This window comes from Cryobacterium flavum, assembly GCF_900103805.1.
Taxonomy (GTDB): Bacteria; Actinomycetota; Actinomycetes; order Actinomycetales; family Microbacteriaceae; genus Cryobacterium; species Cryobacterium flavum.
Genome location: NZ_FNIB01000014.1, coordinates 11,896 through 37,795 on the forward strand (window position 1 = coordinate 11,896; position 25,900 = coordinate 37,795).

Below are 25,900 nucleotides of genomic sequence, written 5' to 3' on the forward strand. Positions count from 1 at the left end.
TTTTCTGCTGTACCATTTCGGGCCGCTCCATCGAACTGCGCACGAGTTGATGGGTGGTGAAGGTGCCGCTCCATCGAACTGCGCACGAGTTGATGGGTGGTGAAGGTGCCGCTCGCGGCATCCGAAACTGGCTGACAGATCTGCCCCGCACCCGCCTGTAGGGTGGCAAGACCCCCTCGACCGAAAGCCGCGCCATGCCCGACCTCGTTCTGCGCTCCGTCCGGCAGCCCGGCGACACCACGCTCTCCGACGTGCACATCACCGACGGCGTCATCACGCAAATCACGCCCACCACCACAACGCATGCCCCAACCCTCGACGGCCGCACCGTCATCCCCGGTCTCTGGGACGAACACGTACACCTGACCCAGTGGGCGCTCGCCGGAGCCCGGTTCGACCTCTCCACCGCGGTCTCGGCGCGCGAGGCCCTCGAGCTCGTGCGGGCGCAGGTCGCCGCCCCGAATACTCCACTCATCGGAGTGCGGTTCCGCGATGCGGTCTGGGCCGACCTGCCAACCCTGCGCGGTCTCGATGACGTGACGCAGGGGCATCCGACCGCTTTGATCAGCCACGACCTGCACTGTGTCTGGATTAACAGTGCTGCCGCCGAGCAATTCGGTGTGCACGTCGACGAGTCCGGGCTGCTGCGCGAACAGGCCGCGTTCGACCTCACCATCGCGCTCGGCCAGCTGCCCGACGCCGAGGTCGACGCGCTCGCCGCCCAGGCCGGATCCCGGGCCGCCGCCCGCGGAGTCGTCGGCATCGTGGACTTCGAGATGACCTGGAACCGTTCCGTCTGGCAGCGCCGCTTCTTGAACGGTTTCGATGCGTTAAGAGTCGAGGCCGGCATCTATCTCGCCGACTTCGACCGTGCCGTCGCCGAGCGGATGCACACCGACGACCGCATCGCAGACTCCCGCGGCCTGCTCAGCGTGGGGCCACTGAAGCTGCTCATCGACGGATCCCTGAACACCCGCACGGCCTTCTGCGTCGACGAATACCCGGTCGGCGGGCACGGCATGCTCGCCGTGAGCGAAGACGAGCTCACCGAGATTCTCGTGGCCGCGCGGGGCGCCGGGCTGCTGCCCGCGGTACACGCCATCGGAGACGCGGCAAACACCGTTGCCCTGAACGCCTTCGAGCGCGCTGCCTTGCGTGGCCGGGCCGCCCACGAGGAGCAAGCCTTAGGTGCTGTTGCCGCTGCCGCCATGTCCGGTCGAGCCGCCGGCCAGGCCTCCCACGAGGTCCCAGCCTCCCAAGCTGCAGCCCGGGCGGACCGGCGTGGCCGTGAGCGTCAGGCATCCGTTCGCGGTCGCATCGAGCACGCCCAGTTCCTGCAGCCCGCGGACTTCGCCCGTTTCGCCAGCCTTGGCGTCATCGCGAGCGTGCAGCCGGAGCACGCGCTCGACGACCGTGACGCGGTCGAACTCAACTGGTCCGCCGGCGCCGATCGCGTCTTCGCTCTGCGCTCCCTGCTCAATGCCGGAGCCACTCTCGCGTTCGGATCCGACGCCCCTGTCGCGCCGCTCGACCCGTTCACTGCCATGAGCGCTGCCACATCGCGGGCCCGCAGCGACGGCCGCGAACCCTGGCGCCCCGACCAGGTGATCTCCCGCGCCGAGGCCCTCGCGGCATCCGCCCGCGGACGCACCCGCCTGCACGTCGGCGACGTTGCCGACATTGCCATACTCGACGGCGACCCGCTCACCGTCTCCGACGCCACCTTCGAACGGATGCCCGTGGCCGCCACGCTGCTGGCCGGTCGCGCCACCCACGGCGCCGCCCTCCTGGCCCCGTAGCTATCTATGGACGGGGCTCAGTGGACAACTTTGGTGGGTGCAGGTGGGTCTTCACCCACCAAAGTTGTCCACTGAGCCGATGCCGTCGCGCGTGAACGCGACAAATCCAGTGCGACCTAGCCGAACCGACCCGACACGTAGTCCTCCGTGGCCTGAACGCTGGGGTTTGAGAACATCGTGGTCGTGTCGTCGTACTCAATGAGCTTGCCCGGCTTGCCGGTGCCCGCAATGTTGAAGAACGCCGTGCGGTCCGACACCCGCGAGGCCTGCTGCATGTTGTGCGTCACGATCACGATCGTGTATTCCTGCTTCATCTCTTCGATGAGGTCCTCAATGGCCAGCGTGGAGATCGGGTCGAGCGCCGAGCACGGCTCGTCCATCAGAATCACGTCGGGCTCGACCGCAATCGCCCGAGCGATGCAGAGGCGCTGCTGCTGCCCGCCCGACAACCCCGATCCGGGCCGCGCCAGGCGATCCTTCACCTCGTTCCACAGGTTGGCGCCGCGGAGGGCCTTTTCGGTGAGGTCGTCGGCATCCGTTTTGCTCATGCGGCGGTTGTTGAGCTTCACGCCGGCCAGCACGTTGTCCTGAATCGACATGGTCGGAAACGGGTTGGGCCGCTGAAAGACCATGCCCACCTGGCGGCGCACGAGCACCGGGTCAACGCCCGGGCCGTACAGGTTGTTGCCGTCGATGAGCACTTCGCCCTCAACGCGCGCGCCGGGGATGACCTCGTGCATGCGGTTGAGCGTGCGAATGAACGTGGATTTTCCGCAACCGCTGGGCCCGATGAACGCGGTCACCGTGCGCGGCTCGATGACAATCGAGACACCCTCGACGGCGAGAAAATTGCTGTAGTACACGTTGAGGTCGTTGACTTCGATGCGCTTAGACATTTAAGTCCTTTCTAAGAAGAGTTAGCGGCCCAGCTTGGGCGAGAACCAGTGGGCGATGAGGCGGGCGAGACCGTTGAGCAGCATCACGATCAGAATCAGGGTGAGCGCCCCGGCCCAGGCCCGGTCGATGTAGGCCTGCGAATCGGCGCCCTGGTTGGCGTACTGGGTGTACACGAACACCGGGAGTGTCATCATCCGCTCGCTGAACAGGTCGTAGTTCATGCTCGACGTGAACCCGGCAATGATGAGCAGCGGCGCCGTCTCACCGATCACGCGGGCGATCGACAGCATGACTCCGGTCACGATTCCGGCAATGGATGTCGGCAGCACGACCTTGAGAATGGTCAGCCATTTCGGCACGCCCAGTGCAAAAGCGGCCTCGCGCAGTTCGTTGGGCACGAGCTTGAGCATCTCTTCGCTCGAGCGCACTACCACCGGAATCATCAGCACCGACAGCGCGATCGACCCGCCGAAGCCGAAGCGCACACCTGGGTCGTTGAACAGCAGCGCGAACAGTGCGAACGCAAATAGGCCGGCCACGATCGAGGGGATGCCGGTCATCACATCGACGAAGAAGGTAATCGATCTCGCGAGCCGGCCGCGGCCGTATTCCACCAGGTAGATCGAGGTCAACAGACCGATCGGCACCGAAATCAGTGTCGCCACGCCGGTGACCAGCAGCGTGCCGGTGATCGCGTGCAGCACGCCGCCGCCGGCACCGACCACGTTGCGCTGCGAGGAGGTGAAGAACGTCGGCGTCAAAAACGCGGGCAGCCCGTTCACAACCGTCGTGTAGATGATCGAGATCAGCGGCAGCAGGGCGATCACGAAAGCAGCGGTCACCAGCGCCGTCATCAGCCGGTCTTTAGCCTTGCGCGAGCCCTCGACCAGCCGGGACAGTACGTAGATGGCCACGCAGTAGAGCACGGTGCCGAACACGGCCGTGCCCACAATGTTGAAGCCGTCGACGGCGCCCGAGAGGTAGAGCATGGTGAAGAAGGCGGCCGACACGGCCCAGCTGGCCAGCAGCACCCAGAGCGACGAACGGCGGGGCAGCTTGCCGGCGGTGAGGGAGTTGGTCAGCGGCGCGGCTTCCAAAACGGATGACATCAGTTGGCTCCCGAAAATGCCTTACGGCTGTTGATAATGACCCGGGCCAGCATGTTCACGAGCAGCGTCACGACGAACAGGATGAGGCCGGTCGCGAGCAGAATGTTCACGCCAACGCCGTGCGCCTCAGGAAAGTTCAGCGCGATATTGGCGGCGATCGTGTTGGAGTTCTGCGCGGTCAGCAGTTGAAAAATCACCTCGGGGCTGGGGGAGAGCACCATGGCCACGGCCATGGTCTCGCCGAGGGCTCGGCCGAGGCCGAGCATCGAGGCGGAGATGATGCCCGGCAGGCCGAACGGCAGCACGGCCATGCGAATCATTTCCCAGCGGGTGGCGCCGAGAGCCAGAGCGGCTTCCTCGTGCAGCAGCGGCGTCTGCAGAAAAATCTCACGACAGATGGCGGTGATGATGGGCAGAATCATCACGGCGAGCACAATCGAGACGGTGAAGATAGTGCGCCCGGTGCCGGAGACCGGGCCAGCGAAGGGGGTGAACCAGCCGAACCACTCCACGATGGTGGTGTAGAACGGCTGCACGAGCGGGGCCAGCACGCCGATGCCCCAGAGCCCGAACACCACTGAGGGAACGGCGGCGAGCAGGTCTACGAGGTAGCCGAGGCCCTGCGCGAGCTTGCGCGGGGCGAAGTGCGAAATGAACAGGGCGATGCCGATGGCTACCGGCACGGCCATGAGCAGCGCCAGTATGGCCGAGTAGATCGTGCCGAACACGAGCGGGCCTACGTAGGACCAAAAGTTGGTCACGTCTCCGCTGAAGTCCTCGGGCGCCGCGACGAACGCCGGCAGGCTTTCGACGAGGAGAAAGATGGCCACGGCGGCGAGCATGGCGAGGATCAGGCTGCCGGAGATCACGGTGGCCGAGGAGAAGATGCGGTCGCCCGGGCGTTGCCTGGCCTTGATGGTCGTGGCGGCAGCGGTGGTCATGCCGGTCTCCTAAGTAGCGTCGTGCTGGTGAAATTATGTGAAACGGGGGTGCCATGCGGCTGGACGCAACTGGCCGTACACCCCAGTCTGCCCGATCCGTCCTCGCAGATGTGCGAGAAAGGACCGGGCAGGTAGGTAAACGTTGTTACTTGACGGTCGCGAGAACCGCGGCGACCTTGGTTTCAAGTTCGCTCGTCAGTGGTGCAACACCGGCGGCTCCCTCAGCAACGGTCTGGCCGGCAGCGCTGGCGATGTACTCGATGTATGCCTTGACGAGCTCACCCTTGGCCGGGTCAGCGTACTCGTTGCAGACGATCGCGTAGCTCACCAGAACCAGCGGGTACTCGGCCGGGTTGGTGGTCTTGCGGTTCAGGTCGAGCGCGAGGTCATCGGCTGCGCGGTCGGGCACGAGGGGCGATCCGGCGACAACCTCGGCCGCAGCCTCGGGGGTGTAAGCCACGAAGTCGGTGCCGACCATGAGCTTGGCGGTGCTGAGCTTGCCGGCCTGCGAAGCGTCGGCGTAGCCGATGGTTCCCACGCCGTTGGTGACGGCGTCAACCACACCGGAGGTGCCCTTAGCACCCTCGCCGGGGAAGGGGAACGTGTCAGAGGCCTTTTCGGTCCACACGTCAGAGGCGGCCTTGCCGAGGTAGTCGGTGAAGTTCTTCGTGGTACCCGAGTCGTCCGAGCGGTGCACGGCGGCGATGGCCGTGGCCGGCAGGGTGGCGTCGGGGTTCAGCTTGGCGATGGCAGCGTCGTCCCAGCTGGTGATCGCGCCGGAGAAAATCTTGGCGAGCGTGTCAGCATCGATGTTGAGGTCGGTGAGGCCGTCGACGTTGAAGATCACGGCGATGGGGGAGATGTAGACCGGCAGGTCAACGGCCTTGCTGTCGGGAGCGCAGGACTTGAAAGTGCCGGCGAGTTCGTCGGCACTCATGTAGGAGTCGCTGCCGGCGAAGTCGGTGCCGCCGGCGATGAATGCTTCGCGTCCGCCGCCCGAGCCGGAGGGCTCGTAGTTGATCGTGACGGCGGGGTTAGCGGTCTGAAAGCCGGCGATCCAGGCCTGCTGGGCGGCATCCATTGAGCTGGCGCCCGCGCCGTTGAGGGTGCCGGTGAGCGTCGAGGCCGACGCTTCGTCGGACGCCGGTGCGGCGCCTTCGTTTGCTGCACAGGACGAGAGTGCGAGGCCTGCGGCAATGGCGATGACCGCGGGACGGCCGAAACGCTTGAAGTTCACGTGTGTTCCCTTTCAGGGTTTTGACAAGACTGTGTTTGCTGATGCAAGCCGGTGCTGGCCCGTGAACGAGGCTAGAGATCTGAAGTAACCGCCGACCATCCTGAAGGTAAACAGAAGGTGAACGAGAGATAACGCTTGCTGCCCTGCGGCTCAGGCAGTCGCGGGGTATGTCTCCACGGCCAGAATGCCCGAGGCCGGGTTCTCCGACGACAGGTGCACGATCGAGAACCCTCCGGTGTCCAAATGCGCCGCGTCCGACAGCGCCGCAGACGGCTGCGAGCCCGTCGCCAGCGCGATCTCCCGCAAAATCTCCGGCAGCACCGGCCCGTGGCTGCACAAAACCGCCGTCTTGCGGGCCCGCACCCGCTTGCCGACGACGGTGCGAACATCCGCTTCGCCGGTTTCGAGGGCGTCCTGGCTGATCAGCTCGGATTGCTTGATCGGGATGCCGGTGAACGCAGCCAGCGGAGCCACCGTCGTGACACACCGCGTTGCGGTGCTCGAGAGAATGCGCAGCGGGCGCCAGGCCGTGATCGTGTCGACCAGGCTCGCGGCCTGCTTTACGCCGCGCGCGGTCAGCGGGCGACGCGCGTCGGGACCGTCGCCAGTGCGCGGCGCCGCCTTACCGTGGCGCAGCGCGATCAGCGCGAACGTGCGAGTCACGCCAGCGTCGACCAGCGCAGAGAACGTCTCGAGAATCTCCACATCGGCCGGGTAAGTCAGGTAGGTGCGAGCCTTCTTAATGGTGACCCACTCGATGGCAGCGACCTCGCCGTTCGGCACGAACGTCGATTTCGCGATGGCCTCCGGCGTAATTTCGGCGGCCCAGTAGTGCACGATCTTGGTGCGGCCGTCGGGCATATCGTAGTGCGAGACCCCGAGCGGAACACCGAGCGCGACGGCCAGCCCGGTCTCTTCCTCGACCTCGCGCACCGCGGTGCGGGGCAGAGTCTCGCCCGGGTCAACCTTGCCCTTGGGGATGGTCACGTCGCCGTGCACTGTGCGGTGAATGAGCAGCACGTGCATGCGGCCGTCAATCAGGCGCCAGCAGACCGCTCCGGCGGCGTAAACGTCGGTCGATTTCACAGCCACTAGCGACGCCCGGACGGCCGCTTGCGCGCGCTGATCTGCTGCATCAACTTGTTCTGCATGTCGTCCAGGTGTACGCCGTTCTCGTCGACGTCGTGGCGGGTCCACTGGCCGGTTGCGTCGAGCCACCAGCCCGACGTGCGCGGATCCATCGCACGTTCGAACAGCGCATCGATCTCGACCAGATGCTCAGGGTCGACCAGCCGCACGAGAGCTTCGACCCGGCGGTCGAGGTTGCGGTGCATCATGTCGGCGCTACCGATGTACACCTGGGTTCCGCCGAGGCTGTGAAAGCTGAAGATGCGCGAGTGTTCGAGATACCGCCCGAGGATCGACCGCACCCGAATGTTCTCGCTCATACCCACGACGCCCGGCCGCAGGCTGCAGATGCCGCGCACCCAGACATCGACCTGCACGCCGGCCTGACTGGCCCGGTACAGCGCGTCGATGATGTCCTCATCGACCATCGAGTTCACCTTGATCCGGATGCCGCTGGTCTTACCGGCGAGCGCGTTCTCGGTCTCGATCGCGATGTGCTTCAGCAAAGCCTTCCGCAGGTGCAGCGGAGCCACCAGCAACCGCTTGAACTTCTTCTCAATCGCGTAACCCGACAACTCGTTGAACAGACGGGTGAGGTCTTTGCCGACCTGGGCATCCGCTGTCAGCAGTCCGAGATCTTCGTAGATGCGACTGGTCTTGGGGTTGTAGTTTCCGGTGCCGATGTGGCTGTAGTGCCGCAGCACGCCCTTCTCGTAGCGCACCACGAGGGCGAGCTTGCAGTGGGTTTTCAGGCCGACCAGGCCGTAGACCACGTGCACGCCGGCTTTTTCGAGTTTGCGTGCCCAGGTGATGTTGGCCTGCTCGTCGAAGCGGGCCTTGATCTCCACCAGCGCGAGCACCTGCTTGCCGCTGTCGGCGGCGGCGATGAGCGCCTCGACGATGGGGCTGTCACCGCTCGTGCGGTACAGCGTCTGCTTGATGGCGAGCACGTTCGGGTCGGCCGCGGCCTGCTCCAGAAAGGCCTGCACGCTCGTCGCGAAGGACTCGTAGGGGTGGTGCAGCAGCACGTCCTGCTTGGCGACCGCGGCGAAGATGTCCTGCTCGGCGTTGGGCTCGCTCGGCAACAGTTGCGCCGCCGTGGTCGGCACGTGCTTGGCGAAGTGCAGGTCGGGCCGGTCGATGCGCAGGTCGAACAGGCCGCCGAGGTCGAGCGGCGCGGGCAGGTGGTAGACCTCCTGCTCGGTCACGTCGAGCTCGCGCACGAGCAGGCCGAGGGTGACCTCGTCCATGTCCTCGGTGATCTCGAGCCGAATGGGCGGGCCGAACCGGCGACGCAGCAGCTCCTTCTCGAGCGCCTTGATCAGGTTCTCGGTTTCGTCTTCGTCGATCTCGACGTCTTCGTTGCGGGTGACCCGAAACACGTGGTGCTCGAGAATCTCCATGCCCGGGAACAGATCGCCGAGCTGGTTGGCGATCAGGTCTTCCAGGGCGATATAGCGGATGCGGTCAACCGACTCCCGGCGGTCGACCCGCACGAAGCGTGGCAGCATGGGTGGCACCTTGAGCCGGGCGAACTCCTGCTTGCCGGTCTTGGAGTTGCGCACCCGCACGGCCAGGTTGAGCGACAGGCCCGAAATATAAGGAAATGGATGCGCCGGATCAACCGCGAGAGGCATCAGCACCGGAAAAATCTGGTTAGAAAAATAGGTACGGAGCGAACGACGATCGGAGTCATCGAGGCTCTGCCAGTCGACGACTTCAATCCCGGCCTCGGCGAGGGCGGGGCGCACGAGGCTCTGGAAGGCGAGGGCGTGGCGATCCTGCAGGGCGTGGGCGGCGGCCGAGATGTCACTGAGCACGTCCTGGGCAGCGCGCCCCACGTTGGTTGGCACCGCCAGCCCGGTGAGGATGCGGCGCTTCAGGCCGGCGACGCGCACCATGAAGAACTCGTCGAGGTTGCTGGCGAAGATGGCGAGAAAGTTGGTGCGCTCCAGTACCGGCAGGCTCTCATCTTCGGCCAGTTCCAGAACCCGCTGGTTGAAGGCGAGCCAGCTCAGCTCGCGGTCGAGGTAGCGGTCGTCCGGCAGCGTGGGGTCGACTTTTTCGATGAGTGGGTCAAAGTCGTCATCGAAGTCTGTGAGTCCCGAGTCTGCTTGGGTGATTTCGCCGTCCATCTGACCATCCTGACACCGTTGGTCGCGCCGTCGCGACGAACCGGGTGAACGTCACGCGAAATTATGCCGGGGCCGTTGACTTTGCGGCGTGTCGGGTACCCAGTGTTACGTCGCGCGGTGTCAGTCGGTGGTGCCTCAGCCGGCGAGGCGGCGGTATTGCACGTCGACGGTGTGGTCGGTGAAGCCGAGCGCCCGATACAGGTGCACCGGGCCGAGGCTGTCGGCCTCGACGTAGAGCGCGGCGCTCGTGCAACCGGCGTCAGCCAGGCGCTGCAGGCCGGCCTGCATGAGCACCCGGCCGAGCCCGCGGCCAGCGGCATCCGGATGCACCCCCACCACGTAAATTTCGCCGATCGCCCCGTCAACCTTGAGCCAGTTATAGCCGATCATGCGGCCGTCGGCGTCGCGCAGAATCAGAAAGTCGTCGGCATCGAACCAGTCCTCGGCCTGCCGCGCGGCCAGGTCGGCCTCGGTGATCGCGCCCTGCTCCGGGTGGCTCGTGAACACCAACGCGTTGAGCGCGACCCATTCGGCGTCGTCGACTCCCACCCGAAATCCCGAAATACTCGCATCGCCCAAAACGGATGCCCCCGCCCCGCTCGCCGAGGCAGCCTCAGCTTCGCCCGCCACCTCGGCTTCCGGCGCAGCGTCAGATGCGCCTGCCCCGGCTTCAGCCGAAAAGAGTGGCTTGCGCAATTCCAGCAGTGTGCGGGCGGCGACGAACCGCAGTTCGATCGCGAGGGCGCGAGCAGCCGGATGATCGCCGTGCGACCAGGCGGTCAGCCCGTTGGGCTCGGTCGCTGCGAGTTCACGAAAGGCCGTTCGGCCAAACCCGCGTCGCCGATATTCCGGACTGATCACCAGGTCAATCTCCCCGCGTCCGCCCAGCGCTGCTCCCACGACGATCGTCGCCGCGGCGCCGACGTGACCGTCTCCGTTGGTCGAGCCCGTCGAGGCCGCCATAACGGGCACGTGACCTGTCTCGAATTCGTGGCCGGCAACGCGCACCAAATAGGCGGTCCGAAGACCAGCCTGCAGGTCATACAACGCCTGCTCATTGAACGGCGCGTACCCGTCGAAGGCAAGCGCCCCCGCGGCGACCCGGCGAAAGGTAGCCAGGCCAGCGGCATCCGCTGTACTAAGCGCGAACAGAATTCGGAACTCGTTCATCGTTCTCTTCGTGCACGTTGAACCGGTAGCCGACGTTGCGCACCGTGCCGATGATCGACTCCTGGTCGCCGAGCTTGGCGCGTAGGCGCCGCACGTGCACGTCGACCGTGCGGGTGCCGCCGAAATAGTCGTAGCCCCAGACTTCGCTCAGCAGTTGTTCGCGGGTGAACACCCGTGACGGGTGCGCCGCCAGAAACCGCAGCAGCTCGAACTCCTTATAGGTGAGGTCGAGCGGTTTGCCGTGCACCTTTGCCGAATAGCTCGCCTCGTCGATGACGACGCCGGCGGCGCGAATCGTGTTCGACGGCGAGGTTTGGGCGAGGCGGCCTGCGGTCAGGCGGATGCGGGCATCCGCTTCGGCCGGGCCGGCTGTGTCGAGGATGACGTCGTCGACGCCCCAATCGGGGCTGACGGCGGCGAGGCCGCCCTCGGTGATCACGAGCAGCAGGGGAGTGGAGCTGCCCATCGTGCGCAGTATCTGGCAGAGCGACTTGGCCGCGGCCAGATTGGTGCGGGCGTCGACCAGAATGAGGTCAGAGTCGGGCGCGTTGATGAGCTGGTCCGCTTGGGCGGGAATCAGCCGTGCGCTGTGCGACAGCAACGCCAGGGCGGGGAGTACATCATTGTTGGCCGCCGAGGTCAGGATCAACAACTGCGCCACTCGCGCCCTCCAAGTATCTCGAATTTCATACTAGCGTGCCATGGAACGCGGGCGGTCAGGCACAATAGAGACGTGAGCTGGCACTGGAAAACGATCGCGACCGTGTGGGTATTGGCGATTGTGGGCGCTGTGCTCACCGCGATTCTCGCCACGCCCGCCTCAGCGATCGGCTGGATCGGCCTCACCCTCGCCCTCTGCACGCTCGTCACGCTGGGCCTGCAGATCGCCACCGGCACCAAAGAGGGCTACGTCAAACGGGTCACCATGAGCATCACCGGGGCCATCGTCATTCTCGTGGTGGCGACAATCGTCGTCTCGCTCTGATGCGCCCCCACTAGACTCGCAGCATGGATCTGTTAGCGCTAGAACTTTTCTTCCTGGGCCTCCTGGGGCTCGCCAGCTTGTCGATCGCCTGGGTGTCCGGCATGGTTGTTTACAAGCTGTACCGGGGGCAGCGGTAAGTACGTATGTTTGACCTTCCGGTCGGTTTGCCGTCCGAACTTGTTCCGCTCTCCTGGTTGATCGGAGTCTGGGAAGGCTCCGGCGTGCTCGAATACAAAATCGGCGAGGAGTCGGTCAGCCGCACCTTCGGCCACCGCATCAGCTTCAGCCACGACGGCCTGCCGCACCTGAACTACAGCTCCTACACCTGGCTCGAGCCCGAATCCGCAACGGATGCCGCCGCTCGCGCGGCAGCGTCTGAAATGGATGCCGCCGTGCCCGCGGAAACGGATGCCGACGTGCCCGCTGAAACGGAGGCCGCCGCGCCCGCTGAAACGCCCGCGTCCTCCGAAGCGGGCGCGGCGGCATCCACTGAAACGCGCGCCGTGAACTTGCCGCCCGAGCTGCAGTCGGACGAAAGAACCCCGCTGGTCACCGAAACCGGATACTGGCGGCTCAGTCGCCATCAGGGCGACGGCGACCCCGGACCCGGCATGCTGCCCCGCACCGGGGAGCGCCCATTCACGTCGGCTGCGGCCGTGGAAACGTTGCGCAACCGTGATGGTGGCTTCGACATCGAGGTCACCCTCGTGCACCCCGGCGGCGTCGCCGAGCTCTACCTCGGGCAGGTCAAGGGTCCGCGCATCGACCTCGCAACGGATGCCGTGCTCCGCACCGCGGGCGCCAAACCCTACGCGGCCGCCACGCGCCTGTACGGCCTCGTCGACAATCACCTGCTCTGGGCCTGGGACATCGCCGCCCTCGGCCAGGACCTCCGCACCCACGCCTCCGGCCGCCTGGCTCGCGTCCAGTAGCCCCTCCCCTTTGGGGACGGGGCCTAGGCCCCGTCCCCGGGCCCAGTTTATAAACTGGGCCCGGGGTCATAAGGTGGGCCCGGTCGCCCGCGGACACGCCTGCCGGGCGCGTTTCGAGGTATGCGCGCGCGTTCCACGGGACCGGCGCATCGTGCACGTACCGCCCATTTTCTGGACGGGGCCCAGGCCCCGTCCATGGGCCCAGTTTATAAACTGGGCCCATGGTCATAAGGTGGGCCCGTTCGCCCGAGCAGTCGCCCCACCCCGAATAAATCACGCACCCGTACTGTTGATACGGGGGAACCCCCAGCCGCCGTCAACCCGGCCGGCAGAATTGAGCGACATGACAGACCCGGTAACAACCGTCTCCCCGCTGCTGACCCTGCCCGGCGCGGTGCAGTCCGAAGGAATCGACACCGGCGTCGCCGCCCACTATGGCAACCCCTTGATCGAGCAGCGCACCCTCGCTGCCGGCCGCGCCATCGTCGACCTCTCGCACCGCGGCGTGCTCTCCGTCGCCGGCCCCGACCGCCTCACCTGGCTCAACTCGATCGCCAGCCAGGAGCTGAAAGCCCTGAAACCCGGCGAATCCACCGAGATGCTGCTGCTCGACCCCACCGGACGCCTCGAATTCGCCATCCGCGTGCTCGACGACGGCGTCGAAACCTGGCTCCTCCTCGAAGCCGCCGAACTGCCCGCCCTGCACACCTTCCTCGACCGCATGAAGTTCATGCTGCGCGTTCAGGTCGTCGACCACACCCTCGCCTACGCCACGATCGGCGCCATGACGGATGCCCCCGCCACCGTCGGCCTCGCCGCCGCCGCACCCAACGACGTGCCCCTGACCTGGCTGGACCCCTGGGCCTCCGTCACCCGCGGCGGCCACCAGTACGCCGAGACCCCCGTACATCCCGGAACCCTCTGGACCTACACCGAAACCCTCGTACCGCGCGCGAGCCTGCCAGCCCTGCGCGATGCCCTCGCCGCCGGAACCCTGACGGTAACGCCCGCCCTCGCCGCCGCGCCCGCCGAAACACCCGCGCTCGGCACGCCCGACACCCGGACCGCGCCGGCCCGCGAGACCAGCGCCGCAACATCCGCTTCACCAGTGAAACCCGCCGGACTCCTCGCCCTCGAAGCCCTGCGCATCGCCGCCTGGCGCCCGCGCCGGGCCCGCGAGGTCGATGAGAAGAGCATCCCACACGAGCTGGACTGGCTGCGTACCGCCGTGCACCTGAGCAAGGGCTGCTACCGCGGGCAAGAGACCGTGGCGAAGGTGCACAACCTCGGCCACCCGCCCCGCCGCCTCGTCATGCTGCACCTCGACGGCTCAGAGGGAGTGCTTCCCGCCCCGGGCGACCCCGTGCAGGCCGATCGCGTCCGGCCCGAGCAAGAAGCCGAGCGGGTCACCGTCGGCGCCATAACTTCGAGCGCGATCCACTACGAGCTTGGCCCGATCGCCCTCGCCGTGATCAAGCGCACCATTCCGGCCGCGTCGACGCTGTACGTCGAGTCCGAGGGAATCAGCATCTCGGCCGCCCAGGAAATCATCGTCCCACAGTCCGCCGGATCCGTCGCCGACATCCCGCGCCTGCCCCGCCTCGGAGTGCGCACCGCGCACTAGCCTGCGGTTGCCTCAAATTCAGGCTACGGACTATATTTTCGCGCCTTCGGCGAGAGCTTGACGTAGACGGGTATCGGCGGCACCGTTCAAAACTGCGGAGATTCTCGTTCGCAGCCCCTGATGAAACATGGCAGATTGAGCCTGATCCCTCCGAAATCTCCGCAGTTTTGTCATCCAACACGACGAGGGTGCTGCCGCGCGCGCAATCACGCGGGTGGCGGCATCCGTTGTGGCCGCACGTACTGCTGCAGCCAACGCCTGCCCGCACGAACACCGACCGCCCTCGATAGAGTGGGCACATGTCTGCCCCCTACACACTCGTCCTCCTCCGTCACGGCCAAAGCACCTGGAACCAGCAGAACCTGTTCACCGGCTGGGTGGACGTTCGCCTCAGCGAGCAAGGCGCCACCGAGGCCGCGCGCGCCGGCGTGCTGCTGAAGGACGCCGGCTTGCTGCCCGACGTGCTGCACACCAGCCTGCTGTCCCGCGCCATCCAGACCGCGAACCTCGCGCTCGAGGAAGCCGACCGCATGTGGATCCCCGTGAAGCGCTCCTGGCGCCTCAACGAACGCCACTACGGCGGGCTGCAGGGCCTCGACAAGGCCGCCACCCAGGCCAAGTTCGGCCAGGACCAGTTCATGCTGTGGCGCCGTTCCTACGACACCCCGCCGCCCGTGCTCGACGACTCCAGCGAATTCTCGCAGGCGCACGACGCCCGCTACGCCGGCCTCGGCCCCGACCTGCCCCGCACCGAATGCCTCAAAGACGTCGTCGAGCGGATGCTGCCCTACTGGCAGTCCGACATCGTTCCCGACCTGCAGGCGGGCAAGACCGTGCTGGTCACCGCGCACGGCAACTCGCTGCGGGCCCTGGTCAAGCACCTCGACGGAATCAGTGACGCGGACATCGCCGAGCTGAACATTCCCACCGGAATCCCGCTCGTCTACCAGCTCGGCGAAGACCTCATGCCGCTGGCGCCGGGGCAGTACCTCGACCCCGAGGCGGCAGCCGCCGGAGCGGCCGCAGTAGCAGCCCAAGGCAACAAGAAGTAGCCGGCATAGAAGGCCCCGGAGTAGGACCTCCGGGGCCTCTCGCGTGCCAGAAATCAGACGTTGTCGTCCTGGTGCCAGGCCCCGGTGCCGAGGTACTGCACCTTCTTGGCGATGGACACCGCGTGGTCCGCGAAACGTTCGTGGTATCGGCTGGCCAGGGTCGCGTCGACGGTGTCGGCCGCGAGTCCCTTCCAGGTCTCGCCGAGCACGGCGTCGAACACGCTCAGGTGCAGGGCGTCGACCTTGTCATCCTCGTTGCGAATGGTGTCGGCGAGGTGCATGTCCTGGTGGGTGAGCAGCTCGGTGAGCATGTTCGCGATGACCACGTCGAGGGCGCCCATCTCGGCGAAGGTGCCGCGCAGCCCCTTGGGGATGACCTTGTCGGGAAAACGGTACCGGGCCAGCTGGGCGATGTGGGTGGCGAGGTCGCCCATCCGCTCGAGGGAGGCGCTGATGCGCAGGGCGCTGACCACGATGCGCAGGTCGCGGGCGACCGGCTGCTGGCGCGCGAGAATGGTGATGGCGAGCTCGTCAAGCTCGACCGTGAGCTCGTCGATCTTCTCGTCTTCGGTGATGGCCTCTTCGGCCAAACCCACGTCGCTTTCGTTGAAAGCGCGAGTGGCCTTGTCCATGGAGATCGCGACGAGGCGCGAAATTTCCACGAGTCGCTGCTGAACTTCGGCGAGTTCTTGTTGAAATACATCGCGCATGGGGGTGTTCCTTCCTTGCCGCGCGAACACGCACGATCGGGTTTATGATGTCGAATTCAGGTTAACGGCAGGTGCCGCAGACTTGAACACTTTCTAAAGTACAGGCTCCCGCACACCCACGCTGCGAACGACGGCCGAAGACTGTCAGTAATCTGTAGAGATGGAATCGACGTGGCTGGTGTTGCTGTCGCTGGCACTCGGACTCGGTGTTGGCGCCGGGTTCGTGTCGCTCGTGCACGTCGCCGAGCGTCACGGTCGCCGCGCCTCTGAGGTAGTGAACCCAGCGGTACCGGACGGTATCGATCAGGTGCTCGACGCCCTCGAGACTGCCGGGGTCGTTCTCGACCCGTCGAACAACGTGATCAAGACCAGCCCGGGCGCCCTCACCCTCGGTCTGGTCTGGAACCAGCAGCTCGTGCACCCCGAACTGCTCGAACTGGCCCGCCGGGTACGGCTGACCGGCGAGCCGATCAGTGAAGACCTCGTGCTCTCCCGCGGCCCGTTCGGCGACGCGAGCATGCGCTTTCGGGTGCGCTTGGCCCGACTCGGCACACGCTACGTGCTGCTTCTGGCCGAGGACCGCACCGAAGCGTTTCGCCTCGACGAGGTGCGCCGCGACTTCGTGGCCAACATCAGCCACGAGCTGAAAACCCCCATCGCCTCCGTCGGGCTGCTCGCCGAGGCGCTCGACAAGGCAGCGGATGAACCGGAGCAGGTTCGCCGGTTCGCCAACCGGTTAACGACAGAGTCGGCCAGGCTCGGCCGCCTCACCCAGGAGATCATCGAACTCTCCAGGCTGCAGGCGCAGGACGCCCTCGCCGAACCGGAGATTCTCAAGGTCGACGACATCGTCGCCGCCGCGGTCGACCAAAGCCGGGTGGTCGCCGAGGCCGAGCGCATCACGATCGTCATCGGCAAGAAGTCCGGCGCCCTGGTCTTCGGTGATGAGGCTCTGCTCACCGTGGCCGTGCACAATCTGGTCGCGAACGCGGTGAACTATTCCCTCGAGGGGTCCCGGGTGGGCGTCGGCGTGCGCCTGCAGAAGGGCATCGTCGAGATCACCGTGACCGACCAGGGCGTCGGAATTGCCGAGGCCGACCTCGATCGGGTGTTTGAACGCTTTTTCCGAGTCGACCAGGCCCGGTCCCGGCACACCGGCGGTACCGGCCTTGGCCTGTCCATCGTCAAGCACGTCGTGCAGAACCACGGCGGCGACATTCGAGTCTGGTCGCAGCCCGGCAGCGGATCCACCTTCACCATTCGCCTTCCAGAGGCGGCGAAGCCCGTCGACACTATCCAACCGAAACGAGCCGTCCGTGCGGCGGCAGGAGACACACTATGACCCGCATCCTCTTGGTTGAAGACGAGAGCGCACTGAGCGAGCCGCTCAGCTTTCTGCTCGAGCGTGAAGGCTACGAGGTCGTCGTAGCCGAAGACGGCCCGAGCGCGATCAGCGAGTTCGACCAGAACGGCACCGACCTGATTCTGCTCGACCTGATGCTGCCCGGCATTCCGGGTACCGAGGTGTGCCGGGAGATTCGTACCCGGTCGACCGTGCCGATCATCATGCTCACGGCGAAGGATTCCGAAATTGACATCGTCGTCGGGCTCGAGCTCGGCGCCGACGATTATGTCACGAAGCCGTATTCCACCCGCGAACTGGTCGCCCGCATTCGCGCGGTGCTGCGACGGCACGAAGACCAGAGCACGGCCGATGTGGACACCATGCTCACGGCCGGCACGGTGCGCATGGACGTGGAGCGGCACGCCGTCACCGTCTCCGGCGAGCTCGTCAACATGCCGTTGAAGGAATTCGAACTGCTCGAATTTCTGCTGCGCAACGCCGGCCGGGTGCTTACCCGCGGCCAGCTCATCGATCGGGTCTGGGGCACCGACTACTTCGGTGACACCAAGACGCTCGACGTGCACATCAAACGCATTCGCTCGCGCATCGAAACTGCGCCCTCCGAGCCGGTGATGCTCGTCACCGTTCGCGGGCTGGGTTACCGGTTCGAAGCGTAGCCCGAAAGACAGCTCAGGCCGCCGACCCGCAGGGGGCGACGGCCTGAGCTAGAAGAACGTTACGCGGCGGGCGTGGCCGTCGGTGTTGGTGTTTCGGTGGGAGTCTCGGTCGGTGCGAGCGTGGGCATCAGGGTCGAATACTCGCCCTGGGTGCCAGAAAGAACGGGCAGCAGCAGTTCGATGCCGGTCTCTTCGCCGTACTGGAAGAACACCGGAAACAGCGAGCCGGGCTGGCTGCCCATGTTCTCCAGCACCACCGAGGGGGCGCCGTCGGTGCCGAACGTCACGGTGGTGTTGGCCTCGACTGGAATGTCCTGCGACACCGTGCCGGTGCTGGACTTGTACTGCACGAGCACCTGCTGCAGGGTGTCCGTCGGATTAACAACGGAGACGATGAGGTTGGCCAGTTCGCCGTCGGCGGAGACCAGTAGGGCGTTGCGAACGTGGATTTCGCCGACGTCTCCGCTCACGCCGTCACTCGCGTTGTACTGAATCGAGGTGGCCTGCGGTGCGAAAAATCCGCACGCGCTCGTGCCCAACAGAATGCCAGCCGCCAAGACGACGGATGCAGCGATGCGCGCTCTCACAAGACCTCCACTTACTGAAAGCAGCGCGCGACAGTGGCCGACGCTGCAAAATTCTCTTTGTCACTAGCTTAGCGGCGTGTGTGAGCGCACGATTGTCGGCCGGTGCCTCGCGGGGGCGCGCGTACTGTAGCACCTCGAAGCTGTGGTATCTTAGAAGTTGCTGAAGGGATCACATCCATGCTGTTTCAGGTTGGCGAAACCGTCGTATATCCCCACCATGGTGCCGCAATGATCACCGAGGTGAAGACCCGCATCATCAAGGGCGAAGAGAAGCTGTACCTCAAGCTGAATGTCACCCAGGGTGATCTCACCATCGAAGTTCCCGCCGAAAACGTCGACCTCGTCGGCGTTCGCGATGTGATCGGCCAGGACGGCCTCGACAAGGTGTTCGAAGTGCTACGCGCACCGTTCACCGAAGAGCCCACCAATTGGTCCCGCCGGTACAAGGCCAATCTCGAAAAGCTGGCAAGCGGCGATGTGATCAAGGTGTCAGAGGTCGTGCGCGACCTGTGGCGCCGCGACCAGGACCGTGGTCTATCTGCCGGCGAGAAGCGCATGCTGGCCAAGGCTCGCCAAATCCTGATCAGCGAGCTGGCCCTGGCCGAAAAGACCGACGAAGAGAAAGCGTCCACCGTTCTCGATGAGGTCCTTGCTTCCTGACTATTCTTTCGTGAGGGGCGGCGCCGTGAGGCGCCGCCTTTTGCATGTTCCCTCGCACTTCACCAGATAGATACCCTCCAGATATGACTGTTTCCACCGATTCGCCGGCAGAGCCCCTCCGCGGCGCTCGACCCGAACCCGCCTCCGCTGTCGCCGCGACGCCCACGGTCGCGGTCATTGTGGTCGCTGCCGGCAGCGGAACCCGCCTCGGCCACGCCGAACCCAAAGCATTCGTGCTGCTGCATATGCGCCCGCTGCTCGACCATGCCTTAGATTCCATTTTCGGCATGAAAGAGCCGGTGCAGATCATCGTGGTCGCCCCCGTCGATCGGGTAGCGGATGCCCGCGCCATCGCCGTCCGCGCCGCCGCCCGCCACGAGGCGCCCACCGGGTTCGTGACCTTGGTCGCCGGGGGACGCACCCGTCAGGACTCCGTGGACCAGGGCATGAACGCCCTGCTGCCGAGCGTCGACGTGGTGCTCGTACACGACGCCGCCCGCGCACTCACCCCTGCCGCACTGTGCGACGGGGTCGTCGCCGCTGTGCGCGCCACCGGGCACGGCGTCATTCCGGGCCTGCCCGTGGTCGACACCATCAAGCGTGTCGCCGAATCCGGTGCCATTCTTGGAACCGTCGATCGGTCGGAACTCTCCGCAGTGCAGACCCCGCAAGGGTTTCCCCGCGCCATGCTCGAGGCCGCCCGCGCCTGGGCCGTGCAGAACGGCCGGTTCGAAGCGCTCACCGACGACGCAGCGCTCGTGGCCGACGCCGGGAATCCGGTGAGCGTGATCGGTGGGCATCCGCTGGCCTTCAAGATCACGACGCCCGAAGACCTCGAGCGCGCCGATCTGATTCTGCAGGCTGCCGCCCCGCAGCCCACACTGCTTCCGCGCATCGGCACCGGCCTCGATGTGCACGCCTTCGCGGCCGACGACACGACGGAACTCTGGCTGGCCGGATTATATTGGCCGGGGGAGAGCGGACTCAGCGGACACAGCGACGGCGATGTCGCGGCCCACGCCATCTGCGATGCCCTTCTTGGAGCCGCCGGACTCGGCGACATTGGCAGCGTATTCGGCACGGCCGATCCGCGCTTCAGCGGTGCCCACGGCCACGTTTTTCTCGAGGAAACCGTGCGCCTGGTTGCGGCCGCCGGCTACCGGGTCGGCAACGTTTCGGTGCAGATCATCGGCAACCGCCCCAAGTTCTCACCGCGTCGGGCCGACGCCGAAACGCGGCTCTCCGGCATCCTCTCTGCACCGGTCAATATCGCCGCGACCACCACGGATGCGCTCGGCTTCACCGGACGCGGGGAAGGTATCGCCGCGACGGCAACCGCGCTGCTCTACGCTGCCCCCGAGCCGGGTCAGACCCCTGACCTAAACTGGGAGGCGTGACCATGCAACTGTACGATTCGAAGGCGCAAGCCTTGCGCGACTTTGTCCCCCTCGAAGCGGGCCAAGTCTCGATGTACGTGTGTGGCCCCACCGTTCAGTCCAGCCCGCACATCGGTCATCTGCGCAGCGCCTTGGTCTACGACCAGTTGCGTCGCTGGCTCAGCTACCGCGGCATGAATGTCACCTTCGTGCGCAACGTCACCGACATCGACGACAAGATCCTGATCAACGCGAAGGGCTCGAGCGAGCAGTGGTGGGCGCTCGCGTACCGCTACGAACTCGAGTTCACCGCCGGCTACCAGCGCCTCGGCATTCTCGCCCCCACCTACGAGCCGCGCGCGACGGCGAGCATCACCGAGATGCAGACCCTCATATCCACCCTGATCGAGCGCGGCCACGCGTATGCTGCCCCCGACGCGTCCGGCGACGTCTACTTCGACAGTGCCAGCTGGGCGGCCTATGGCGCGCTCACGCACCAGTCGCCCGGCAATATGGAAGCGGCAGCGGATCCCTCCCCGCGCGCCAAGCGCGACCCCCGCGACTTCGCCCTGTGGAAGGGCTCCAAGGTCGGCGAACCCGACTCCGCAGCCTGGTCGTCGCCGTGGGGCCAGGGGCGTCCGGGCTGGCACATCGAGTGCTCGGCCATGGCCGCGCGCTACCTCGGCGACCACTTCGACATTCACGGCGGCGGACTGGATCTGCGGTTTCCGCACCACGAGAACGAACTGGCCCAATCGAACGCGGCCGGCAGCGACTTCGCGAACTACTGGGTGCACAACGGTCTGGTCAACGTGAACGGGCAGAAGATGAGCAAGTCGCTCGGCAACTCGGTGTTCGCGGCCGAACTGCTCGAACAGGCCCGCGCCATCGTCGTGCGCTACTTTCTGGGCGCTGCCCACTACCGATCCACCATCGACTACAACGAGGGCTCGCTGGCCGAGGCCGAAGCCGCCCTCGAACGGGTCGAGAGTTTTCTCGACCGCGCCGATCGTCGGCTGGCCGGAACCCGGTTCGCCGGCACTGGCGTCGAGGTCGTGCCCGATGATTTCGCCGCGGCGATGGACGACGACCTCGCCGTTCCGCAAGCGCTCGGCGTGCTGCACGACACCGTGCGCGCCGGTAACGCCGCGCTGGATGCCGAAGACCTTCACGCTGCGGCATCCGCTCGCAGTGAAGTACTCGCGATGAGCGAAGTGCTGGGAATCAACCCTTTGTCGCCCGGCTGGGCCGTGGCAACAGACGAACCGGCCATGGTGGCCCTGAGTGCGTTGGTCGAGCGACTGCTCGGCGACCGCAACGACGCCCGCGAAAACCGCGACTATGCGGCCGCAGACCGAATCCGGGACGAACTCGTCGCCGCCGGAATTACCATCGAAGACACCCCGTCGGGTGCCCATTGGAGCTTTGACTGATGAAGAATCTTGACCGCAAATCGCGCACTGGATCGGTGCGCAAGGGCAGCCGCGGAGCCCAGGTCGGCTCCGGCGGCCAGGGCCGTCAGGCGCTCGAGGGCAAAAAGCCCACCCCCAAGGCCGAAGACCGTCCGTACCACCCCGCCGGTAAGCGCAAGGCGGCCGCCGAGCGGTTCACTGCTGCCGGTGGCTTCAACTCGCGCCCCGCAGCGGATGCCTCCGCCAACCGTGGCGGCTCGCGCGGCGGCACCCCGGCTCGCGGCAGCGCCCCCCGCGGTGGTGCCCGCGGCGCCTCGCAGGGTGCACCCCAGCGCGGCACCGGCAACACCGGCGGTGGCGGATCCTCGACGCGTCGCGCCAAGCAGATCGACGAGCACGAGATTGTCACCGGTCGTAACTCGGTGCTCGAGGCGCTGCGCGCCAAGATCCCGGCGCTGACCCTCTACATTGCCGCGCGCATCGAAATAGATGAGCGGGTCAAAGAGGTTCTGCTCATGGCGACCAGCCGCAATATCCCCATCCTCGAGGTCATGCGCCCCGAACTCGACCGTCTCGCCGGTCGCGACGCCGTGCACCAGGGCCTCGCCCTCAAGGTTCCCGCGTATGAGTATGCGCACCCGATGGAGCTGCTCGAACTCACGATCAGCCGCGGCCACAAGCCGTTGTTCGTGGCCCTCGACGGCATCACCGACCCGCGCAACCTGGGCGCGATCATCCGCTCGACCGCTGCGTTCGGCGGCCACGGAATCATCGTGCCGCAGCGTCGCTCGGTCGGCGTCACGGCCTCAGCCTGGAAGACCAGCGCCGGCGCCGCGGCGCGCACGCCCGTCGCCATGGCGAGCAACCTCACCCAGACGCTGAAGGCGCTCAAGGCGCAGGGCGTGTTCGTGCTCGGACTCGACGGTGGCGGCGACGTGTCGCTGCCCGACCTCGGCATCGGCTTCGCCGAACGCCCGATCGTGATCGTCGTCGGCAGCGAGGGCAAAGGCCTGTCTCGCCTCGTCACCGACACCTGCGACGCGATCGTCTCGATTCCGATCAGCGCGGCGACCGAGTCGCTCAATGCCGGAATCGCCATCGGCGTCACCCTCTACGAGGTGGCCCGTCTCCGCGCCCAAATCAAGCAGGCCAAGCAGGCTGCCAAGCTCTCCTAGTCCCCGCCGCGTGGTCGGGGCCCAGGCCCCGTCCATGGGCCCAGTTTATAAACTGGGCCCATGGACATAAGGTGGGCCCGAAGAGGTCGGGCTCGTCCGATTGCGTGGGGCCTGTGTCGCGTCCGTTCGTGCGGTCCGATTTTCGCGTTGCTCCTGCCTACTGGACGGGGCCCAGGCCCCGTCCACGGGCCCAGTCTATAAACTGGGCCTGTGGTCATAACGTGGGCCCGATGACCACCGCGATGGCGTGAACGTCCCGACCGGTGCTTGTCCTCCACAGCGGATGTTTTGCCCCACTGTGCACAGATCAGTCGCTGTCCCAGCGTCCACCTCCTGACAATGGTGACACTGAATCATGCTTGACATTCTGGATGTCCCCAATGCCCACAACGACGGTCTGATTCTCGCCGAGTCCCTCTGGGCAGCGGGCCTGAACACGCGCGCCGTGCGCGCATTGCTTGCGAATGGTGAGCTGGTGCGCATCCGGCGCGGTGTCTACACTCTGGGCGCCACGTGGCGCGGCGCCGAGAGCGACGACCGGTATCGACTATTCGTTCGCGCGACTGTGGCCACGGCCGAGCAGCCGCTCCTCCTCTCGCACCTCTCGGCGGCAGCGCTGCACAATCTGCCGATCATCGGTCCGTGGCCGAACGTCGTGCACGCCATCAACAACGAAACCGCCGGGGGCAGTAGCGCCCGGTTCACAACGAGCCATCGGAGCGTGGTGGAGCCCGAACAGGTGGTGATCGACGGATGCGCTGCCACCACACTCGCGCGCACCCTCATCGATGTCGCAGCCACCTCGAGCTTTCTCGTCGGCGTCACGATGATGGACCACGCCCTGCGCGTCGAGGCGGAGCGCGCCGAGAACGAACGCCGAATGGGCATCCCCGGTGCTGCGGCCCTCGCCAAGGAGGATCTCTACGCGGAACTGATGATGGTGAATCCGAGACGCGGAGGCCCGAAGGTGCGTCGGATCATAGACTTCTCGAATTTGCTTTCCGCTAACCCTGGCGAGTCGATGAGCCGGGTGCGCATGGCCGAGCTGGGCTTCGAGATACCCGAACTGCAGGTGCGCTTCGTAGTGCACGGGCGGGAGTACTGGGTCGACTTCTATTGGCCTAGAGTGCGCAAGATCGGTGAGTTCGACGGCAAAATCAAATACACGCGGGGCGCAATATTGGGCGACCGCCACCCCGGCGAGGTGGTCGTCGTCGAAAAGAATCGAGAGAATCTCCTGCGCCCAGAAGTCAACAGCTTCGACCGTTGGGACTGGGACACGGCCTACTCGCCCCGCCTATTCTACGAATTCCTGATTCAGCACAACGTTCCGCGCGCGTAATCAGGCAGCGGATGCGCCCCGCGCGCAACCGGGACATCGCGCGTCCTCGTCGTCACGGCGTTCGGGTCCACCTTGTGGACCGGTTCATGAACCGGGCCCGTTGATGGGGCCCGGGCCCCGTCCGCACAGACTGCGGCCCGGGCCCCGCGGGGGTGGATGCCCGTGTGCGCACCGACCGCGCGCGCCTGCACCTCTGTAGGCCCAGCTTGTGGCCCGGGGCCCAGTTTATAAACTGGGCCCAGGGACGGGGCCCGGGCCCCGTCCCGGATGGCGAGGCTAGACCTTGAGCATCCAGTCGTCGGCATCGTCGGGGTCAGAAGACGTGTCGTCGCCGAGCTGCGTGCGAATCGGCAGGGTGATGGCCTCGGTGACGGGGTCCATCACGGTGGCCTCGTCCCGGCGGTGGCGCAGCACATCCTGCACGTAGGACGTGACAGCCTCGGCGAGCGGGATGTCCCGGGACTGGTTCTGCGCCATGTACCAACGGTGATCGAGCAGCTGGTGAAACACCTGCGCCCGCTCGAGCTTGCCCTGCAGCTCCTCGGGAATGGCCCGCACCACCGGCTCGAACACCCGCACCAGCCACTCGTGGGCGACCATCTCCTCGTCCGCGGCCGGCGAACCGTAAGCGGCCCGGTACGAATCCAGGTCGTTCAGCAGGCGGCGGGCCTGGTTCTCTTCGGCGTCGAGGCCGGTCAAGCGCAGCAGCCGGCGCTGGTGGTGGCCGGCGTCGACGACCTTCGGCTGAATCCGCACGCTCGAGCCAGCGCTGTCGGTCTTGATTGCCAGTTCCTCGATGTCGAAACCGAGGTCGTTCAGGCGTTGCACGCGCTGGGTGATGCGCCAGCGTTCGGAGTTGGAGAATGACTCCGAGCCGGTGAGCTCTTTCCAGAGCAGTCGGTAGGCGGCGACGATTCCGTTGCTGACCCGAATCGGGTCGAGCTCGTCGGCGACCCGGCCACCGGCTTCGAGGTCCATGAGCTCCCCGGCGATGTTCACCCGAGCAATTTCGAGGTCGTTTTCGCGCTGGCCGTTCGACAACCCGCCCGAATACAACTGCCCGGTTTCGGCATCGACGAGATAGGCGGCAAAGGCACCGGCATCGCGGCGAAACAGGGTGTTCGAGAGCGACACGTCGCCCCAGAAGAACCCGATCATGTGCAGCCGCACGAGCAGCACGGCGAGGGCGTCGACCAGCCGGGTAGCGGTATCCGGTCGCAGGGCGTGCGAATACAGGGCGCGGTAGGGGAGTGAGAACTTGAGGTGACGCGTGACCAAAACCGAATTCAGCGGGTCGAGGTCGGCATCCGTTCTGTTGGTGATGACGGCGACCGGCTCGACGCAGGGGATCTCGAGGTTGGCCAGGGTGCGCAACATGTCGTACTCGCGCTTGGCCATCTCGCTCGTGGTCTCTTTGATGGCGACCACCCGCCCACTCAGGTGGGCGAAGCGCACGAGGTGGCGCGAAATGCCCTTGGGCAGCGAGGCGATGTTCTCATTCGGCCAGGCATCGAGGGGCAACTGCCACGGCAGGTCGAGCAGGGCAGGGTCGGCAGTGGCCGCGATGATATTGAGGGAACCGCTCATGGTTGGAGCCTAACCGGCGG

The 25,900-nt window shown here is 66.0% G+C and carries 23 protein-coding genes; 12 read left to right on the forward strand and 11 right to left on the reverse strand.

The genetic code is table 11. From position 1 onward, the window contains the following. The first annotated feature begins 194 nt into the window (after nt 1–194). Nucleotides 195–1,799: an amidohydrolase gene (locus BLS91_RS16305; protein ID WP_092341816.1), complete on the forward strand. Its 1,605-nt coding sequence runs from the start codon at nt 195–197 to the stop codon at nt 1,797–1,799. Nucleotides 1,800–1,915: 116 nt separating this feature from the next. On the opposite strand, the gene pstB is transcribed toward BLS91_RS16305, so the two are convergent. From pstB to BLS91_RS16345, 8 genes are all read right to left on the reverse strand, one after another. After that, the gene (gene pstB / locus BLS91_RS16310) at nt 1,916–2,695 is read right to left on the reverse strand and encodes a phosphate ABC transporter ATP-binding protein PstB (protein WP_092341817.1); all 780 of its coding nucleotides are present in this window, start codon (nt 2,693–2,695) and stop codon (nt 1,916–1,918) included. Between the two features lie 21 nt (nt 2,696–2,716). Further along, nucleotides 2,717–3,805, reverse strand: a complete 1,089-nt coding sequence (gene pstA, locus BLS91_RS16315) for a phosphate ABC transporter permease PstA (RefSeq protein WP_092341818.1) — start codon at nt 3,803–3,805, stop codon at nt 2,717–2,719. Continuing rightward, the gene (gene pstC / locus BLS91_RS16320) at nt 3,805–4,746 is read right to left on the reverse strand and encodes a phosphate ABC transporter permease subunit PstC (protein WP_092341819.1); all 942 of its coding nucleotides are present in this window, start codon (nt 4,744–4,746) and stop codon (nt 3,805–3,807) included. The genes pstA and pstC overlap by 1 nt, the downstream gene beginning before the upstream one ends. Before the next feature lie 145 nt (nt 4,747–4,891). Next, complete coding sequence (pstS, locus tag BLS91_RS16325) at nt 4,892–5,983, reverse strand: phosphate ABC transporter substrate-binding protein PstS (RefSeq protein ID WP_092341820.1); 1,092 nt, start codon at nt 5,981–5,983, stop codon at nt 4,892–4,894. Nucleotides 5,984–6,133: 150 nt separating this feature from the next. Continuing rightward, complete coding sequence (locus BLS91_RS16330; protein ID WP_092341876.1) at nt 6,134–7,069, reverse strand: NUDIX hydrolase; 936 nt, start codon at nt 7,067–7,069, stop codon at nt 6,134–6,136. A 5-nt stretch (nt 7,070–7,074) separates the two neighbouring features. Then, complete coding sequence (locus BLS91_RS16335) at nt 7,075–9,246, reverse strand: RNA degradosome polyphosphate kinase (protein WP_092341821.1); 2,172 nt, start codon at nt 9,244–9,246, stop codon at nt 7,075–7,077. 135 nt (nt 9,247–9,381) lie between these two features. After that, nucleotides 9,382–10,416, reverse strand: a complete 1,035-nt coding sequence (gene mshD / locus BLS91_RS16340) for a mycothiol synthase (protein ID WP_092341822.1) — start codon at nt 10,414–10,416, stop codon at nt 9,382–9,384. Next, nucleotides 10,385–11,077, reverse strand: a complete 693-nt coding sequence (locus BLS91_RS16345; protein ID WP_092341823.1) for a response regulator transcription factor — start codon at nt 11,075–11,077, stop codon at nt 10,385–10,387. Before BLS91_RS16345 ends, mshD begins: the two co-directional genes overlap by 32 nt. A gap of 72 nt (nt 11,078–11,149) precedes the next feature. On the opposite strand from BLS91_RS16345, the gene BLS91_RS16350 reads away from it, so the two are divergent. The 4 genes from BLS91_RS16350 to BLS91_RS16365 all read left to right on the forward strand — a co-directional run bounded on the left by BLS91_RS16350 (nt 11,150) and on the right by BLS91_RS16365 (nt 15,009). Then, entirely contained in the window at nt 11,150–11,401 is a 252-nt protein-coding gene (locus tag BLS91_RS16350) for a hypothetical protein (protein ID WP_092341824.1), read from the forward strand. 143 nt (nt 11,402–11,544) lie between these two features. Further along, nucleotides 11,545–12,333, forward strand: a complete 789-nt coding sequence (locus tag BLS91_RS16355) for a heme-binding beta-barrel domain-containing protein (RefSeq protein WP_092341825.1) — start codon at nt 11,545–11,547, stop codon at nt 12,331–12,333. Between the two features lie 343 nt (nt 12,334–12,676). Continuing rightward, nucleotides 12,677–13,957 (forward strand): CAF17-like 4Fe-4S cluster assembly/insertion protein YgfZ, encoded by a 1,281-nt coding sequence (ygfZ, locus tag BLS91_RS16360; RefSeq protein ID WP_092341826.1) that lies wholly within the window; start codon nt 12,677–12,679, stop codon nt 13,955–13,957. Between the two features lie 299 nt (nt 13,958–14,256). Then, nucleotides 14,257–15,009 (forward strand): phosphoglyceromutase, encoded by a 753-nt coding sequence (locus BLS91_RS16365; protein ID WP_092341827.1) that lies wholly within the window; start codon nt 14,257–14,259, stop codon nt 15,007–15,009. A 53-nt stretch (nt 15,010–15,062) separates the two neighbouring features. On the opposite strand, the gene phoU is transcribed toward BLS91_RS16365, so the two are convergent. After that, nucleotides 15,063–15,719 (reverse strand): phosphate signaling complex protein PhoU, encoded by a 657-nt coding sequence (gene phoU / locus BLS91_RS16370; protein WP_092341828.1) that lies wholly within the window; start codon nt 15,717–15,719, stop codon nt 15,063–15,065. 160 nt (nt 15,720–15,879) lie between these two features. Between phoU and BLS91_RS16375 the strand changes: the two genes are divergently transcribed. Together BLS91_RS16375 and BLS91_RS16380 are read left to right on the forward strand one after the other, a co-directional pair. Continuing rightward, nucleotides 15,880–17,061 (forward strand): sensor histidine kinase, encoded by a 1,182-nt coding sequence (locus BLS91_RS16375; protein ID WP_092341829.1) that lies wholly within the window; start codon nt 15,880–15,882, stop codon nt 17,059–17,061. Then, nucleotides 17,058–17,741 (forward strand): response regulator transcription factor, encoded by a 684-nt coding sequence (locus tag BLS91_RS16380; protein WP_092341830.1) that lies wholly within the window; start codon nt 17,058–17,060, stop codon nt 17,739–17,741. The genes BLS91_RS16375 and BLS91_RS16380 overlap by 4 nt, the downstream gene beginning before the upstream one ends. A gap of 59 nt (nt 17,742–17,800) precedes the next feature. Here the strand turns inward: BLS91_RS16380 and BLS91_RS16385 are convergent, their stop codons facing one another. Beyond that, nucleotides 17,801–18,328 carry a hypothetical protein gene (locus tag BLS91_RS16385; protein ID WP_092341831.1) on the reverse strand — a complete coding sequence of 176 codons (528 nt, stop codon included), beginning with the start codon at nt 18,326–18,328 and terminating at the stop codon, nt 17,801–17,803. Between the two features lie 177 nt (nt 18,329–18,505). On the opposite strand from BLS91_RS16385, the gene BLS91_RS16390 reads away from it, so the two are divergent. The 5 genes from BLS91_RS16390 to BLS91_RS16410 all read left to right on the forward strand — a co-directional run bounded on the left by BLS91_RS16390 (nt 18,506) and on the right by BLS91_RS16410 (nt 24,293). Then, nucleotides 18,506–18,988: a CarD family transcriptional regulator gene (locus tag BLS91_RS16390; protein WP_092341832.1), complete on the forward strand. Its 483-nt coding sequence runs from the start codon at nt 18,506–18,508 to the stop codon at nt 18,986–18,988. An 83-nt stretch (nt 18,989–19,071) separates the two neighbouring features. Beyond that, nucleotides 19,072–20,385 carry a 2-C-methyl-D-erythritol 4-phosphate cytidylyltransferase gene (ispD, locus tag BLS91_RS16395; protein WP_092341833.1) on the forward strand — a complete coding sequence of 438 codons (1,314 nt, stop codon included), beginning with the start codon at nt 19,072–19,074 and terminating at the stop codon, nt 20,383–20,385. Next, on the forward strand, nt 20,382–21,797 hold the full coding sequence (gene cysS, locus BLS91_RS16400; RefSeq protein WP_092341834.1) for a cysteine--tRNA ligase: 1,416 nt from the start codon (nt 20,382–20,384) through the stop codon (nt 21,795–21,797). Before ispD ends, cysS begins: the two co-directional genes overlap by 4 nt. Beyond that, complete coding sequence (gene rlmB / locus BLS91_RS16405; protein WP_092341835.1) at nt 21,797–22,951, forward strand: 23S rRNA (guanosine(2251)-2'-O)-methyltransferase RlmB; 1,155 nt, start codon at nt 21,797–21,799, stop codon at nt 22,949–22,951. Before cysS ends, rlmB begins: the two co-directional genes overlap by 1 nt. A 355-nt stretch (nt 22,952–23,306) precedes the next feature. Beyond that, nucleotides 23,307–24,293: a type IV toxin-antitoxin system AbiEi family antitoxin domain-containing protein gene (locus tag BLS91_RS16410; RefSeq protein WP_092341836.1), complete on the forward strand. Its 987-nt coding sequence runs from the start codon at nt 23,307–23,309 to the stop codon at nt 24,291–24,293. A gap of 276 nt (nt 24,294–24,569) precedes the next feature. Here the strand turns inward: BLS91_RS16410 and BLS91_RS16415 are convergent, their stop codons facing one another. Continuing rightward, complete coding sequence (locus tag BLS91_RS16415) at nt 24,570–25,880, reverse strand: DUF4032 domain-containing protein (protein ID WP_092341837.1); 1,311 nt, start codon at nt 25,878–25,880, stop codon at nt 24,570–24,572. Between the last annotated feature and the right edge of the window lie 20 nt (nt 25,881–25,900).